The sequence below is a fragment of the Lysinibacillus sp. FSL P2-0066 genome (assembly GCF_037969495.1).
GTDB classification, from domain to species: Bacteria; Bacillota; Bacilli; order Bacillales_A; family Planococcaceae; genus Lysinibacillus; species Lysinibacillus boronitolerans.
Map to the genome: position 1 here is coordinate 3,864,245 of NZ_CP150202.1, position 14,862 is coordinate 3,879,106.

At 36.6% G+C, this 14,862-nt stretch carries 16 protein-coding genes; 4 read left to right on the top strand and 12 right to left on the bottom strand.

The window, feature by feature from the left end:
- Positions 1 to 14 precede the first annotated feature (14 nt).
- The 6 genes from MKZ14_RS19270 to MKZ14_RS19295 form a co-directional block, all read right to left on the bottom strand.
- Positions 15 to 1,766 (bottom strand): methyl-accepting chemotaxis protein, encoded by a 1,752-nt coding sequence (locus tag MKZ14_RS19270; RefSeq protein WP_004225627.1) that lies wholly within the window; start codon positions 1,764 to 1,766, stop codon positions 15 to 17.
- A 281-nt stretch (positions 1,767 to 2,047) separates the two neighbouring features.
- Positions 2,048 to 2,632, bottom strand: a complete 585-nt coding sequence (locus tag MKZ14_RS19275) for a DUF305 domain-containing protein (RefSeq protein WP_004225628.1) — start codon at positions 2,630 to 2,632, stop codon at positions 2,048 to 2,050.
- A gap of 102 nt (positions 2,633 to 2,734) precedes the next feature.
- Entirely contained in the window at positions 2,735 to 2,923 is a 189-nt protein-coding gene (locus tag MKZ14_RS19280; RefSeq protein WP_054549001.1) for a cysteine-rich CWC family protein, read from the bottom strand.
- A 78-nt stretch (positions 2,924 to 3,001) separates the two neighbouring features.
- Complete coding sequence (locus tag MKZ14_RS19285) at positions 3,002 to 3,199, bottom strand: hypothetical protein (protein WP_054549000.1); 198 nt, start codon at positions 3,197 to 3,199, stop codon at positions 3,002 to 3,004.
- 12 nt (positions 3,200 to 3,211) lie between these two features.
- A complete protein-coding gene (locus tag MKZ14_RS19290) occupies positions 3,212 to 3,421 on the bottom strand; it encodes a hypothetical protein (protein WP_004225632.1) in 210 nt (69 codons plus the stop codon).
- A 44-nt stretch (positions 3,422 to 3,465) separates the two neighbouring features.
- Positions 3,466 to 3,699 carry a hypothetical protein gene (locus tag MKZ14_RS19295; protein ID WP_048394826.1) on the bottom strand — a complete coding sequence of 78 codons (234 nt, stop codon included), beginning with the start codon at positions 3,697 to 3,699 and terminating at the stop codon, positions 3,466 to 3,468.
- Positions 3,700 to 3,832: 133 nt separating this feature from the next.
- Here MKZ14_RS19295 and MKZ14_RS19300 point away from each other — a divergent pair, with 133 nt between their 5' ends.
- Positions 3,833 to 4,327 carry a L,D-transpeptidase family protein gene (locus MKZ14_RS19300; RefSeq protein ID WP_048394827.1) on the top strand — a complete coding sequence of 165 codons (495 nt, stop codon included), beginning with the start codon at positions 3,833 to 3,835 and terminating at the stop codon, positions 4,325 to 4,327.
- A gap of 39 nt (positions 4,328 to 4,366) precedes the next feature.
- On the opposite strand, the gene MKZ14_RS19305 is transcribed toward MKZ14_RS19300, so the two are convergent.
- Entirely contained in the window at positions 4,367 to 5,134 is a 768-nt protein-coding gene (locus MKZ14_RS19305) for a DUF2935 domain-containing protein (RefSeq protein WP_257962118.1), read from the bottom strand.
- Positions 5,135 to 5,344: 210 nt separating this feature from the next.
- On the opposite strand from MKZ14_RS19305, the gene MKZ14_RS19310 reads away from it, so the two are divergent.
- Positions 5,345 to 7,018 carry a ribonuclease J gene (locus tag MKZ14_RS19310; protein WP_016993466.1) on the top strand — a complete coding sequence of 558 codons (1,674 nt, stop codon included), beginning with the start codon at positions 5,345 to 5,347 and terminating at the stop codon, positions 7,016 to 7,018.
- Between the two features lie 44 nt (positions 7,019 to 7,062).
- On the opposite strand, the gene MKZ14_RS19315 is transcribed toward MKZ14_RS19310, so the two are convergent.
- Complete coding sequence (locus MKZ14_RS19315) at positions 7,063 to 7,716, bottom strand: hypothetical protein (RefSeq protein ID WP_016993465.1); 654 nt, start codon at positions 7,714 to 7,716, stop codon at positions 7,063 to 7,065.
- A 213-nt stretch (positions 7,717 to 7,929) separates the two neighbouring features.
- Between MKZ14_RS19315 and MKZ14_RS19320 the strand changes: the two genes are divergently transcribed.
- Positions 7,930 to 8,319 carry a helix-turn-helix transcriptional regulator gene (locus MKZ14_RS19320; RefSeq protein WP_004225641.1) on the top strand — a complete coding sequence of 130 codons (390 nt, stop codon included), beginning with the start codon at positions 7,930 to 7,932 and terminating at the stop codon, positions 8,317 to 8,319.
- Between the two features lie 40 nt (positions 8,320 to 8,359).
- Here MKZ14_RS19320 and MKZ14_RS19325 read toward each other — a convergent pair whose 3' ends face one another.
- A complete protein-coding gene (locus tag MKZ14_RS19325; protein WP_258860043.1) occupies positions 8,360 to 9,235 on the bottom strand; it encodes a radical SAM/SPASM domain-containing protein in 876 nt (291 codons plus the stop codon).
- 195 nt (positions 9,236 to 9,430) lie between these two features.
- On the opposite strand from MKZ14_RS19325, the gene MKZ14_RS19330 reads away from it, so the two are divergent.
- On the top strand, positions 9,431 to 9,844 hold the full coding sequence (locus tag MKZ14_RS19330) for a hypothetical protein (RefSeq protein ID WP_339280350.1): 414 nt from the start codon (positions 9,431 to 9,433) through the stop codon (positions 9,842 to 9,844).
- Positions 9,845 to 9,944: 100 nt separating this feature from the next.
- On the opposite strand, the gene MKZ14_RS19335 is transcribed toward MKZ14_RS19330, so the two are convergent.
- From MKZ14_RS19335 to MKZ14_RS19345, 3 genes are all read right to left on the bottom strand, one after another.
- Positions 9,945 to 11,348: a SpoVR family protein gene (locus MKZ14_RS19335; RefSeq protein WP_339280351.1), complete on the bottom strand. Its 1,404-nt coding sequence runs from the start codon at positions 11,346 to 11,348 to the stop codon at positions 9,945 to 9,947.
- Between the two features lie 44 nt (positions 11,349 to 11,392).
- The gene (gene yhbH, locus MKZ14_RS19340) at positions 11,393 to 12,550 is read right to left on the bottom strand and encodes a sporulation protein YhbH (RefSeq protein WP_036076919.1); all 1,158 of its coding nucleotides are present in this window, start codon (positions 12,548 to 12,550) and stop codon (positions 11,393 to 11,395) included.
- A 317-nt stretch (positions 12,551 to 12,867) separates the two neighbouring features.
- Entirely contained in the window at positions 12,868 to 14,817 is a 1,950-nt protein-coding gene (locus MKZ14_RS19345; protein WP_280522772.1) for a PrkA family serine protein kinase, read from the bottom strand.
- Positions 14,818 to 14,862: the final 45 nt, after the last annotated feature.

Sequence of the window (14,862 nt, forward strand, 5' to 3'; positions counted from 1 at the left end):
TTGCTTTCCATTTTTTAATGAATATATTGCTTTTTCTCACTCAATAAAATTTCCTTTAACTCTTTTAATTTTTCAATTACAACATACGATTCATCCGTAATTTCTTTCAGGTATTTTTCAGCGCCCGTTTTATTGCCTACATTGTACTCACGCACTGCTTTTTTTGCTATATCATGCACGTGAATAAATGGTTGTTCTAACTCTGCGTAGACACGCTCATCACCTAACAGTTTCTTTCCTGTGCCGTAGTACCATTCGCCAAGGCGTGATTCTTTTGGAGACCCTACATCCTGCTCCGTCATCGTTTCAAAGCCTAGTAGCAAATTGTAGATTTTCCATCTCCACAATAGGTGATCGGTAATAGCTAATTCAATAATATCCTCTTGGCTAATAATAAAGTTTTTAGAAATTGTTGTGGATCGGTATCCATCAATCATTTTACTTAATTTATAAATGGCGGAGCCCATATCAAAAACGATTACCTTACTTTTTTGCATGCTCTCTGTAATTGTATGGTTACGTTCAGAAATAGTAGTAGCAGATTGTGCCTGAACCTTTGTCGTTGTAGCTATTTCCTCAAAGCGCGCCCCCTGCTGCTGTAAGTTTTTATTTAGCTCAGCTAGCGTCTGTGATATATATAAGGTATCTGTAACACCTTGATGTAAATCTTGGGAAAATTGAGTCGTCAATGAACTAATATTATGGGTAATATGAAGTAGCTCCTGTATATCTGTATGTATAGATTTGACAGATGTACTTGTATCATCAGCAAGTTTCCGAACTTCCTCTGCAACAACCGCAAAACCTTTTCCTGCTTCTCCAGCACGAGCGGCCTCTATTGATGCATTTAAAGCCAACAAATTTGTTTGATCTGCTATTTTTTTTATTAATTCCATTAATTTCGCTACACTATTTACACGCTCAACTAAACGCCTAATATCTTCCTGCATTGATTTATGGCCTTCATCGGTTGTCTGTAAAATAGATGATACTTGTTGTAATGATTCCAAATCCTGATTTAATTTTTTAAAGGCATGCTTTGTTTGCTCTGAAATATCACCCACTGATGTGGCAATTTCTTCAATACTTTCGTCTAACTCATGCATTAATTGATCTGCTGCAACAATCTCCTGTTGCTGAATCTCCTGAAATTCAATCAGTTCCTTAATGGTGTCTAACTGTGTATTATAAGTAATTATTTCACCTAATCCATTTACTACAGATCCTGCTTGAATTTCAATATAGGTCTCCAAAATAATTTGTTGATCAATTGTTACTAAGCTATCGTAAGACAATAAAACATCCAGCATTTTTTCTTCATCACGAGATAGTTCTTTGACAATAAGTGGAATGATTAATTGATTAATCAGTGTATAGGCAGATATCATCCAATTCGGTAGTACACCAATTCTTGCATGAACATAAGCAATTTTACGACGCTTAAAGACATAATCTAAATCTAATTCATCATCAAATAAGCTAATAAAATGTGTATCAAATAATCCTTTTAAGCGCTCTACTGTCGAATGTGTATTGATGACATGATTAAACTCTGGGATTTCCAGTAGACGAGCATAAAAATTATCGAGTATATGCTGTCGATTATTCTCATAAATTTTACGTAAAAACCCAACAGATTCTCTTCTAATTCTAGATAAAGCAAGGAAATCCAATTTTTCTTTAAAGCGTTCATTTGTTTCGATGTCTGAATTTTTCGTAGCCGAAAAATAATCATAACTTTGATTAATCTTCTTCCTTTTGAACATAGCTCCCACTCCTAGTTGTATTCAAGTAAATTAAAATTACCAATATTTTAAAGCCAATTATAGATTTCTCTTCATTACCTTCAACTAATAAAACATATATATTTTACCAACAATAGAATGACAAAAATAGATTCTCATTTAATTCTTTACACTTTATTATTTTTTCGTCCACTTTATTGACAATTTCTTATTTTCTTAGTTAAACACTGTCTTTACGCAGAAAAAGCGCTAAAATCCTGATTGATTTAGCGCCTTCTTCCCATATAAACTTCTCGTTAGTGCTAGCACTCGCAATCGCAATTTTGTAAACTATCCAGTAGCTTTTCCATGGCTTCTAGTTGCTCACACAGCGTTTGAATCATGCAACGTAGGATTGGAATTAACTCTTGACAGATGCAGAATCTAAGCACATTTTGTGCCAGTCGTATACCACCCTGATGATGGACAATCATTTCCCGAAGATAATTGATATTAATGCTATTAGAGACTGGTGGAGCACACATTGCATTGAACATAGCTTCTGTAATTTCTTTGTAAGCACACATATACTCGTATAATTCATACTCTGAATTTTGTACGACACAACATCGATTTTGTATCGCTTCAAGACTCTCAACCATTTCTGTATGTGTGCGAATGATTTCTAAGGCGAGATTTTGCACAGGTATATTCGTTGTATAACGTAAAACATTTTCAGACATTTGTATTGCTGCAACTTGATGAGGGATGATTTGCTTAATAAAATTTTCTGAGATACTACAAGTAATGGTTACGTAGGTCATACCCTGCATCATTTTTTTGAGGATTCGCTGATATTCCTCTAAATATGCCTTTGTCACATTACTGAGTTCAATTGGTTTAGCCATTAGACACACTCCTTTCAGAGTAATGTATGCCTGCTAGGTTGTTGTGCGATAGACAATTGTACCAATTGCTCAATTTTTACCAACCTTTATCATCGTAAAAAACTATACTTCCTCTTTCTTATATGTAGCTATGCATGTTGAACAAATGCATAGATTTGGCTCTCTTTGCACTGTATTTAACAGGGTTTCTGGAATGCTAACTGTCATACACCAGCACTCTTTTTCACCTTTTGCCACGCCACAATGGTTTTCGCCTCCGCATAATGGACATTTTATTTCTCCAGTTGACATGCTTTTACAACTCCTTTATTTTTCATCATTGTAAAATAAAAAGGGAAGAGCGCTCAATACCTTGCTCCTCCCAAAACTTTAATGTTGATGCTTGTGTATATCTTGTTTTACTTCTTCAATGTCAGTGTCACTATAAATAGATGTTCCACGTCCGCCACCTTTTGCTAACAGGGCCTTCACTTCATTATAGGATAATCCTGCCTCTGCATTTTTTTGCTTCACTTCGTTAATATTTGTGCCTGCAGATGTAAACTGGATGTCTTTTTCACGATTCATCATTTTTACCTCCTATAATTCATCTGGCTGCATTTCAATTAATTCGTCGCCTTCTCTTTTTACACGCTTATTGAGTTCCTCTATCGGAATGGCATCTACAGTTTGCATATCCTCATGCAGATCGAAAAGACTAATCGTATCTGATTCAACCATGTCAGGCTTGTCCTTACTATTTAAATTCATGAACATTTTCTTTTCATGTGGTATTTTTTCGATGTCCATTCTGTCACACTCCTTTTCCTATAATGTGTGTAATGCTGAACAGATTATGTGTCTTTCTCTTTCGTACTTTTATCAATTCGATGATACTCAGCTATTTGAATAACTCGTACATGTTTTGTGTGCAGTTCATGGTATATCCCCCTACTATCCGTAAAGGAGATATATTGATCACGTTCATTTTTCACTAATTTTTCTGCCTCTTGTTGCGATTCAATAAAAATGAATCTTCGTACATAATGTACCTCATCAAAAAAATACGTAATTTTAAATTCCTTCATCTTTATGCCCCTTAATCCTGAATGTCACCGCTTATTCTGTCCAGAAACTGAAAAACCTTGCATTCCTAAAATTACATAAAACATCTGATGCATATAGTAGAGCAATAAACCTTTGCATTGGAGGGAACAATAATTGATTCATACTGTCAAAGCTGGTGAAACCCTAACTCAAATTTCTCAAGATTACCGTACATCTTTGGCATCCATTCTCGCTGCTAATCCAGGAATTCAGCCTGATCATCTTTTCATGGGTCAACAAATCGTCATCCCTGGCTTGCCTGAGCCCGACACAATTCCTTACCGTATTGAGATATCTACCAACAATCGCTGGCTCCGTTTATATAGAGATAATATCCTTCAAAAACAATACCCAATTGCAGTTGGACGCATGCTTCACGAAACACCAGTAGGTAGTTTTATGATCATCAATAAAGCGCCAAACCCTGGTGGTCCTTTTGGCACGATGTGGATGAGTCTTTCTAAACAACACTACGGAATTCATGGCACAAATGATCCTAGCTCTATTGGGCATGCTGTTTCACATGGGTGTATCCGTATGCAAAATCGAGATGTTGAAGAGCTAGCCAGTATTGTGCCAATAGGTACAGAAGTAGTGATTCATCCCTAACTTAAAAGGCTATCTAGTTAGTTTAGATAGCCTCTTGTTTTACTTATCTTGTTCTCTAGCCTGTGCGAGCTTCGTTAAATAGTATTGCTCCTCACGCCACATATGATCCGCCATCGGAGCTGTAAATGTACCTAGCACCTCTGCACTTAGCTCCATCTCTTCTAGCTCTCTTAAAAATGTTTTAAATAATGTCATTTCAAGCTCAACATCTTTACTAAAGCGTTTTAAAGCAGGAAAGGAATTCATATTCGTACGTAAATAGCCTGTTAATTCAACAGCCTTTAAATAAAATTGCTCAAAGTGTTGAGCAAACTCATGGCTCTTTTGCTTCAAACGCTTCTCAACACCATCTAAATCATCATTAATAATGCCTGCATGACCGGAGGCATCTAAAAGCCAAACTAAATGATGATGAAGCTCATGAAAAATAGGTGGTGCTTCTCCTTTTTTTAAATAACCCAGCACATTTTGATATTCTTCTAATTCATTAACCATATGATTGACAAACGTAGGCGTTAAATGAATCCCAATATCCCCCAATAGTTGATGTCTGAGTAGACGAAGCTTGAACTGCTTAAATTGCTCAACATTGTCGTCCACGGACACTGAAAAGGATACAGCATTTGAATCATCGAGTGAAGGGACATAGGTAAGTAGCTGCGAGAATTGATAAATATACGTATGGGCTCTTTGAATATCTTCTTCTTCTGAGGGATAAAGGGCGTCATGAATAAATTGAGCGTGGTTTTGCATGATTTCTAGCCAAAATCTATGCTCGAAAATGGCATGTTGCACAAAATTTGACAAAGGTCTACCTCCTCTTATCTTGATTTTAGAGAAATAAACTAAAAAACTTCCCTCGAGCTGTCTTTGCTTTCTGTTATCTCCCCATTCTATTCTTCGTGCTATACAATTAGTCTTACTGTAAATTTCGTATAGGATGAAATGCTAAAAGCTATACTATCTATGGCAAAACCATTTAGATGGCTTTATTTAAAACTATAGGAGGGAAATACGTTGTCAACAAGTAAACAGCTATTATCCATATTCGCCCTAGGTGGGATAAATGAAATTGGTAAAAATATGTATGTAGTACAATATGCAGATGACATAATTATTATTGATTGTGGAGCAAAATTTCCGGATGAAACCCTGCTCGGAATTGATTTAATCATTCCTGATATTACGTTTTTACTTGATAATAAGGAGAAAATTAAGGCATTAATTGTCACACATGGACATGAGGATCATATTGGTGGAATTCCCTATTTATTAAAAAAATTAAACGTCCCTGTGTATGCTACCCGATTCACCCTCGGACTTATTGAGTTAAAGCTTAAGGAACATAAACTTTTAAGAGAAACGGATTTAATTGAAATTCATGCTGATTCAGCACTACATTTAGGACAAATCGATATTAGTTTCTTTAGAACCAATCATAGTATACCCGATTGTTTAGGAATCGTTTTAGCTACCCCTGAAGGAAATGTTGTCCATACGGGAGATTTTAAATTTGATCTAACGCCCGTTAACAACCAGTTTGCTGATATTCATAAAATGGCTGAAATCGGTTCAAAGGGTGTGCTTGTCCTTATTTCAGAAAGTACAAATGCAGAAAGACCAGGTTTGACCCCTTCTGAGCAACTTGTAGGGCATCATATCGAGGAAGCCTTTTTACATGCTGAACGAAAAGTAATCATCTCAACCTTTGCTTCAAATGTTAATCGCATCCAACAAATCGTACATGCTGCAATTGCCACCAATAGGAAGTTAGCTTTAGTTGGGCGCAGCATGGTCAATGTTGTGGATGTTGCGATTGAACGAGGTTATTTATTTGTGCCAGAAGATCTGTTAATTGATGCACGAGAAGTTAAATACCTCCCCCCAGAAGAGGTCGTGGTCCTCTGCACAGGTAGCCAAGGTGAGCCTCTAGCTGCACTAGCAAGAATAGCAAATGGTAATCATCGTGAAATTAAAGTTTTACCAGACGATACAGTCATTCTTGCGGCTTCACCAATCCCAGGTAATGAAAAGGGCGTTTCTCGCATTGTAGACAATTTGTTTCAGCTTGGTGCTAAGGTTATTTATGGTTCTTCCAGTCATACAGGTATGCATGTATCAGGTCATGGTCATCAAGAGGACTTGAAACTTATGCTGACCTTTATGAAGCCTAAATTCTTCATTCCTATTCATGGTGAATATCGTATGTTACATCAACATCGTTTATTAGCAGAATCTGTTGGCGTTCAAAAGGGACATACATTTATTATGAAAAATGGGGATGTTGTTGATATTGAACATGCGAAGGCAAGGCAAACACGGAAAATTCCTGCTGGGGATACGTATGTAGATGGGATTGGCATTGGTGAGGTCGAAGGAATTGTCCTCCGTGATCGCAAGCAACTTTCAGAAGACGGAATGCTTGTTATTGTATTGACACTCAATAAAGCTGATGGTGCTTTTATTTCAGAACCCGATACCATTTCACGTGGTTTTGTTTATGCAAAAGATTTCGAGGCACTATTAACTAAAGTCAATGTGCTTACCAAAGAAATCGTCAATGAGCTTCAAGAAGAAGGCAGACAGCAAATACATGTCCTTCGCCGAGAAATTAAAAGAGCTGTTGGACAATATTTATTTACCCAAACAAAGCGAAAGCCCATGATTTTACCAATTATTATTGAAATTTAGCAAGTCGGTGCAAGGATTGCCTAATCCATTTGCACCGACTTATGTTAATTGCTCAACCTTTGAAAGGAATCATTTAGAAAATCTCCATTAAAAACCTTATGTAACATATCAGCATATAGATATTGGAGCTGTTCAAAGCTATGATGTAAGTTTTTTGAATGCTGATTCACTTGTTTTGACACATTATCGAAATACTGTGGAAGCTTTTCTACCGCTGTGACTAAAGAATCTTTATTTATTAATAAATGTTGAATAGCGTTTAATAGTTGAGCTACTCTATGCTGTATATCAAGAGGAGGTAATTCAATTATTAAACGAAAGATATGACGCCTCTCTTTATTTATTTGATACCATTTAAAAAAGTGAAATAAATAATCACTAACAACAATGGATTCATTCGGAATAATGGCAATGATATCATGACCGATACACACAGCTTTTTTACATTGATAAATAAGGGTTTCCTTTAAATTCAATTTATTGAGAAGGATGCTTTTTGCAGGTACTAGCGACAAATCAAATGAATCAACCGTGTGATCAATCTTTGGCACTTGACTAGCATCATCATCTACCAATAACTTCAATAGTGTTGCTTTGGTGATAAAAGGAGTACCTTCCGTAGTAAAACATTGATCATTCACAATTAAATGACCAATTTGGACTTTTGCTATTTCTTCTAAAAAAAACTGCTTCACCATATATGAACCCTCCAATCCTCTGTCCCAATTAATACCCTGAATACAATCCTCATTAACGCATTATACCTAGTTATTTATTTAGGTCATTTGTCTGAATAAAGTATTACTCTAAAGATTGTACCATTTTAATGTAACTTTTTCTCTATTATACCACTATAATAGTATAGTCATTTCCATTGTTTTTCACTAGCTTTTAACTTAGAGGTGAATCATATGTCAGATTTTTTAAAGCTAGTAGGTGAACAACTTCGGATTATTCGGTTATCTAAAGGACTTAGCCAAGAAGAAGTGGCTGAAAGGACAGGGAAGTTAGGTTTCAGTAAAGGAAGGGTTTCCAATATTGAGCATGGACAATCTAATATTACCTTAAGTACTTTGGAAACAATCATGAAGGCATTAGACATTACCCCTGAGGAGCTATTTAATTTTCAAAAATTATCTGGCGTTACTGATATTGAGGAGAAAAACCTCATGCTAGACATTCATCGCTCATTATTAAGAGAACGAAATTTAGACGAGGTCAAATATGTAGTTCGTATTACGAAGGATTTTTTAGATACCATTGATTCTCAATCAAAGAAAAACAGCTCCAACGGTCAATGACCAGTGGAGCTGCTTCTTTATTCAACATAACTTTTAGTAGCTACATACCAAACTTTTGACGATAGCCACATTTTCTACATAATTCTTCTACAGCTTCCCTTCGTGAGAAGCCTGCTACGATCTTATTGGCACGTTCCCCTTCTACAATTTCGGAGAAGGATTTTTCGTGTACATTTCCTAAATTTATGACACCTTCCCCATCCAAACAGCAAGGTACAACGGTCCCATCCACCAATATAGCTGCTTGACTACGCAGTGCATGACAAAAACCCTTACCTTCATCCTCAGGCTCTAGAAGACTTGGCCATCTAAACTCATGATCCTGATTTAAATACACATGAGGGGCAATTTTTACCCCTTTTCCAGGCTCTACTTTTTCTTCTATACGGTAATCAAGATTATACTCATTTTCTAATATTTCTAAAGTCTCACGGTTGCGACGGGCTGCAACATCCGAAACATGATCCTGTTGTAGATTCCATAAACGATAGGAAATAATCGTATTGTATTCCCTAGAGTCTCGCACAAAATCTAAAATATCCCCTAAATATTTTTCGCGATTTTCGGAGCCTTCATGCCCATCAAAGCTATGCAACGAGAAATTAATTTGGCGTAATGCTGGCTTTCCTAATATTTTCTCGCGGTTCTTTTTAATTAGCGTACCATTCGTTGTAATATTCACTTTAAATCCTTTTGCATGGGCAGCATCTAATAGCTGATCAATTCTTGGATGTAGTAATGGCTCTCCTTTCACATGCAAGTAAATATATTTTGTATGTGGACGAATTTCATCTAATATTTTATTAAATTGTTCGACTTTAATAAGCCCTTTTGCACGAGCTGTTGGTGGACAAAAACTACATGCTAAATTACAGACACTCGTAATTTCTATATAAACCTTTTTAAATGTTTTCAATGTTACTTCTCCGTTCCCATTCACTAAATAATCAAATCTTATTCATTTTAACAAATTTATTGGATAGATAGCAAAAATCGTTGAGTTTCCATCTAGAACTCCTACCTTTTCTCTAGGTAACATGGCTACACGTACAGGTGGGTTCACGAAGCACTAATATCTTAATAGTAATAGGAAAGGAAGGGAGGAGAAACGATGTCTAATTTTAATTCTAAAAAATTTTATGGACCTGATGAACCTGAGCAGGAATCCTCTAACAAGCAAGGGAAGAATCATATAACAATCAATTTTACATTCAATATAGGAAATACTGATTTTCACTTTGAGCAACGAGCGGAAGGCGGAGGCCAAATCAATCATGATGTAGGTACAAATGCCAACCAAGGTGGTCAAAATGCTAGTAATGGTAGTCATACACGCAACGTCAATTCGCAATTTGCTGACGGTAATGGAAGAAGTGGTATTGCTGGTAATAATAAAGACGAGGCTGGTGGGCAACAAGGCATTAAAGTACGGGATAGTCTTGTCATTGATAGTGATATTCATTCATCCTCTAACCATAGTGAAAGTAATGAAGAGCCTGATGTATTAACTGAAGAAGGTGAGTAGATTTGCTTTCACAAAAAGACTATTGATGGTTTTGTTTTTCAACACGATGAAAAAACTTCTATCTGCTTGATGGTACCCTCAACAGATAGAAGTTTTTTTATTACACATTGCGTTTATAGTTTTTTGTGCCATCATATGAATAAAGCATCGGCTTTTTATCCACATAGGTTTCTAAATGAACAGGACGTCCCCATAGCTGGTAAATATAAGGCAATACATTTTCTAAATAGTGTGGATCTAACTCCATCCCTTCATAGCCATGAACTAAATATAGCTCGCCATTTCGCAAATAATCACCATTTTTTACGACAATGTATGGGAAGCCTCCATTTACACGCATGGATACAAGCTGATCGCGAACCATCTCGTGATCCTTATCCGTTATACGGTATTCATTCCCTTTCTTTTGGAACAAGTACAAATCTTCACGCTTCACTAAATCCTTTGTTAAATAGTTTCGAATAAAGGAAATATCTGATTCTACCTCTCTAACCTCAAAAATCTTTTCACGTCCTGTATTTGGCAAAACACCTAACCGTTTCATTTCCTCAGTAGGGTTATTATAACGATTTTCAATATCCTCGAAAATTTTAATCCCAAGATAATATGGATTAATCGATGTTTTGGAAGGCTGCACAACCCCCGCATTTAATTTGGCATATTCGATTGTTTCAGCAGTTGTTAGCTTTAGCTCCCGCATGATTCGTTGATGCCAGAAGGAGGCCCAACCCTCGTTCATTATTTTTGTTTCTAACTGAGGCCAAAAATAAAGCATTTCCTCTCGCATCATTGTTAATATATCTCGTTGCCAGTCTTCCAATTCACGGCTATGCTCCTCTAAGAATAACAACAGATCCTTTTCTGGCTGAGGAGGAAATTGCCTTAATCGGCGTCGGATTGGTTTATAAACTTTTTCTTTTTCTTCTATACTCCATAAATCATCGTACGGTGATTTTGCTGGTGGTTTTTCCTCCTCAAGCTCATCCTCCTCACTCCAGGATAGCTTCGGTCGTAAAATAGATGGATCAATATGCTCTTGAATAGCTAAAACAGCATCTAAAAACTGCTCCACCTCATCCTTGCCATATTCTCTCTCATAGCCAGCTATTCGCTCCGCGGTTGCGGTCATACTTTCTACCATATCTCTTCTTGTATTAGAAAAACGTATATTATTTTTGAAGAAATCGCAGTGTGCTAAAACGTGGGCAATAATCAATTTATTTTGCGTTAATGTATTGGTATCGAGTAAAAATGCATAGCAAGGATTTGAATTAATCACAAGCTCATAAATCTGACTAAGCCCTAAATCATATTGAAGCTTCATTTTATGAAATTGTTTACCAAAGCTCCAGTGGGAAAAGCGCGTAGGCATACCGTAGGCGCCAAATGTATAAATAATATCTGCAGGACAAATTTCATAACGCATTGGATAGAAATCTAAGCCAAAGCTTGAGGCAATTTCGGTAATTTCATCTATTGCTCGATGAAGCTCTTTTGTGTCCATGTTACGCCCCCTCCTTTGAACGTGGTGCTGAGCAAACTTCCTTGTTACTCTTCATTTTTCTTGAAAAAGCTCTTTAAGGCGTCATAGACATCGCCTTTTTTTCTCAGAATATGGTATCTAAATTTAGGATCATCAATTTTTTTATACGTATACATAAGCGTTGAGAAACGGTTATGCTGATTCACCTCACCATAGCCAAACATGCTGGATACATCCATTAATTCTCCTACTAGCTTTAAGCACTTTTCATTATCCATCGATATATTTTCACCGTCTGAAAAATGGACAGGATAAATATTGTAGCGAGATGGATGATATTTATCCTGAATTAATTCCAATGCCTTTTTATAAGCTGAAGAACAAATGGTTCCTCCACTTTCGCCCTTTGTAAAGAATTCCTCTTCTGTGACAACCTTTGCCTCTGTATGATGAGCAATAAATTCAATTTCTACTGTTTCATATTTTGAACGTAAAAATTTCGTCATCCAAAAGAAGAAGCTTCTGGCACAATATTTTTCAAATGCTCCCATCGAGCCACTTGTATCCATCATGGCGAGCACTACTGCCTTGGATTCTGGTTTCTCCACTTCATCCCATGTTTTAAAACGTAAATCGTCATTGTGGATTGGCGTTATTTCTGCTTTCCCATGCATCGCATTGCGCTTTAATGCGTTTAAAATTGTACGCTTTTTATCGACATTACCCATGAGTCCCTTTTTTCGAATATCATTAAACTCTATTTTTTCTGTTTTAATATCTGCCTTTTCTTTTTGCTGTAAATTAGGTAACTCTAGTTCATGGAATAAAACATTTTGAATTTCCTCAATACTGACTTCCGCTTCATAATAATCTTGGCCAGGCTTGTCACCCGCTTCTTTTCCTTTACCTGGAGCCTGATTGGCCTTACTGCCATCGCGCGCTACTACGTCTCCAACACTACTATCCCCTTGTCCTTGCCCTACATGCTTAGAATTATCATAGTTATATCGAATCTTATATTCATCAAGTGACCGAATTGGTATTTTAATAACCTCGCGACCATTGGACATCACAATACTTTCTTCGCTAACTAAATCAGGTAAATTATTTTTAATCGCATCTTTCACTTTTTCCATATGGCGTTGCTGGTCCTGGTGCCCTTTACGATGGAGGGACCAATTTTCCTGAGAAATGACAAAGCGTTTATTTTCGTGTTCAGTCATTTTTATCCTCACCCATCTATCAAATTCGCTTTTTCTATACTATGCTTGTGAGCTAAATTTTTGAACTTTTTTCATAAAATCAATTGCTTCCAGATTTTTTTGAGCATCCTCGAAAAGCTACTCTTCAAAATCTGTAACATCCGCTGGGACTTTATCCAGATTTTTTCACTGAACCAAAGAGAACAATTTGTGCATCCATCTCACCACCTATAAAGGTGAGCGTTTTCTGCTGAATCAAAATAAATCTCTCATCCTGATAATAAAAGGAGTGCCCTAAAAATGGGACACTCCTATCTGAATTGGAACAATCAACATAGTTATCGATTGAGCAAACTTCCTACATATTGTAGCAGCTCATTTGCTGATGTTGTATTATAGCCATGTTCATCAACAAGCCTTGCCACAACCTCATTAATCTTCTTCAGTTGCGATTCATCTGGCATCTTAGAAGAAGTAGTAATTTTCACGACATCTTTCAAATCTGCAAATAATTTCTTCTGAATGGCTTCTCGCAATCTTTCATGAGAATTATAGTCAAAACGTTTACCTTTCCGTGCATAGGCAGAAATTCGAATAAGAATCTCTTCACGGAATGCCTTTTTAGCATTTTCTGAAATGCCAATTTGCTCCTCAATCGAGCGCATTAATTTTTCATCTGGGTTCATTTCTTCCCCAGTAAGTGGATCATAAATTTTATTTTTATTACAAAATGCCTCTACATTATCGAGGTAGTTGTTCATCAATGTTTTAGCCGATTCCTCATAAGAGTACACAAAAGCTTTTTGTACTTCATTTTTAGCAATTTCATCATATTCTCTACGAGCAACCGCAATGTAATTCATATATTTTTCACGATCTTCTTGAGAAATAGATGCATGCTGATCTAACCCATCCTTCAATGCTCTTAAAACGTCTAATGCATTGATCGATGGTATCTCTTTGCGGATAATAGCAGAAGAGATACGGTTAATAATATAGCGTGGATCAATACCGTTCATGCCTTCATTTGGGAACTCTTTCTTCAGCTCCTCTAAGTCAACGGAATTAAATCCCTCCACATTTTCTCCGTCGTACAAGCGCATTTTTTTAATCAGATCCACACCTTGTTTTTTCGGTACCTCCAATCGAGTGAGTACCGAAAAGATTGCTGCAGCCTTTAAAGCATGCGGTGCAATATGGACATGGGACATATCGCTCTCTTTTATCATCTTTTCATAAATATGCTCTTCCTGACTAACTTTCAGGTTGTAGGGAATTGGCATAACGATAATTCGAGAATGTAATGCCTCATTCTTTTTATTCGAAATAAATGACCGATACTCCGTCTCATTTGTATGAGCAACGATTAACTCATCTGCACTAATTAAAGCAAATCTTCCTGCTTTGAAATTTCCTTCCTGAGTTAGAGATAATAAATTCCATAAGAATTTTTCATCGAGCTTCAGCATCTCCTGGAATTCCATCATTCCTCTATTGGCTTTATTTAGCTCCCCATCAAAGCGGTAAGCACGAGGATCCGACTCTGAACCAAATTCGCCAATTGTAGAAAAATCAATACTTCCTGTTAAATCAGCAATATCTTGCGATTTAGGGTCTGATGGTGTAAATGTCCCAATACCCACACGTTTGTCTTCTGAAAAAGTAATACGTTCAATCATCACATTCTCAATGCGTCCATCGTATTCCTTTTCAAGCCGCATTGTATTTAAAGGCGATAAACTTCCTTCAATTCTAATACCATATTCCTCAAAGAACTCATTACGCAAATGATGTGGAATTAAATGGAGTGGATCTTCATGCATTGGACATCCCTTAATTGCGTAAACCGCACCCTCATCTGTTCGCGAATATTGTTCTAATCCGCGTTTCAGTAAAGTAACGATTGTTGATTTACCACCACTAACTGGTCCCATTAATAATAAAATACGTTTTCTAACATCTAACCTGCGTGCTGCTGGATGGAAATATTCCTCCACCAGTCTTTCAATTGCTGTTTCAAGCCCAAAAATTTCTTGTCCGAAAAATTTGTACATTTTTTGCCCATCGCGTTCCTCTACACCAGCACTTTTTATCATATTGTAGACGCGTGAATGGGCTGTTTGAGCAACTTCAGGTCTTTCCCTAATGATGTTTAAATAATCTGCAAATGTCCCTTCCCACTTCAGCCTGTTTTCTTCTTCGCGATAGTTTTTCACTTTATCTAAAATGTTAATAGCCTTCCCTCCATTCAGGGCTTGATTTATAACATAGTATGAAGTTAACAGCATGATGATACCATTACTTTTTCTTTGATGAAGTTTCTTCTTATATTT

What these genes read in the sequence shown, in the direction of transcription:
- MKZ14_RS19285 (WP_054549000.1), bottom strand. Translation starts at nt 3,199, where the DNA reads ATGAATCGTGAAAAAGACATCCAGTTTACATCTGCAGGCACAAATATT.
- MKZ14_RS19335 (WP_339280351.1), bottom strand. Translation starts at nt 11,348, where the DNA reads ATGGACACAAAAGAGCTTCATCGAGCAATAGATGAAATTACCGAAATT.
- MKZ14_RS19330 (WP_339280350.1), top strand. Translation starts at nt 9,431, where the DNA reads ATGTCTAATTTTAATTCTAAAAAATTTTATGGACCTGATGAACCTGAG.
- MKZ14_RS19270 (WP_004225627.1), bottom strand. Translation starts at nt 1,766, where the DNA reads ATGTTCAAAAGGAAGAAGATTAATCAAAGTTATGATTATTTTTCGGCT.
- MKZ14_RS19295 (WP_048394826.1), bottom strand. Translation starts at nt 3,699, where the DNA reads ATGAAGGAATTTAAAATTACGTATTTTTTTGATGAGGTACATTATGTA.
- MKZ14_RS19290 (WP_004225632.1), bottom strand. Translation starts at nt 3,421, where the DNA reads ATGGACATCGAAAAAATACCACATGAAAAGAAAATGTTCATGAATTTA.
- MKZ14_RS19315 (WP_016993465.1), bottom strand. Translation starts at nt 7,716, where the DNA reads ATGGTGAAGCAGTTTTTTTTAGAAGAAATAGCAAAAGTCCAAATTGGT.
- MKZ14_RS19275 (WP_004225628.1), bottom strand. Translation starts at nt 2,632, where the DNA reads ATGGCTAAACCAATTGAACTCAGTAATGTGACAAAGGCATATTTAGAG.
- MKZ14_RS19345 (WP_280522772.1), bottom strand. Translation starts at nt 14,817, where the DNA reads ATGCTGTTAACTTCATACTATGTTATAAATCAAGCCCTGAATGGAGGG.
- MKZ14_RS19320 (WP_004225641.1), top strand. Translation starts at nt 7,930, where the DNA reads ATGTCAGATTTTTTAAAGCTAGTAGGTGAACAACTTCGGATTATTCGG.
- MKZ14_RS19280 (WP_054549001.1), bottom strand. Translation starts at nt 2,923, where the DNA reads ATGTCAACTGGAGAAATAAAATGTCCATTATGCGGAGGCGAAAACCAT.
- yhbH (WP_036076919.1), bottom strand. Translation starts at nt 12,550, where the DNA reads ATGACTGAACACGAAAATAAACGCTTTGTCATTTCTCAGGAAAATTGG.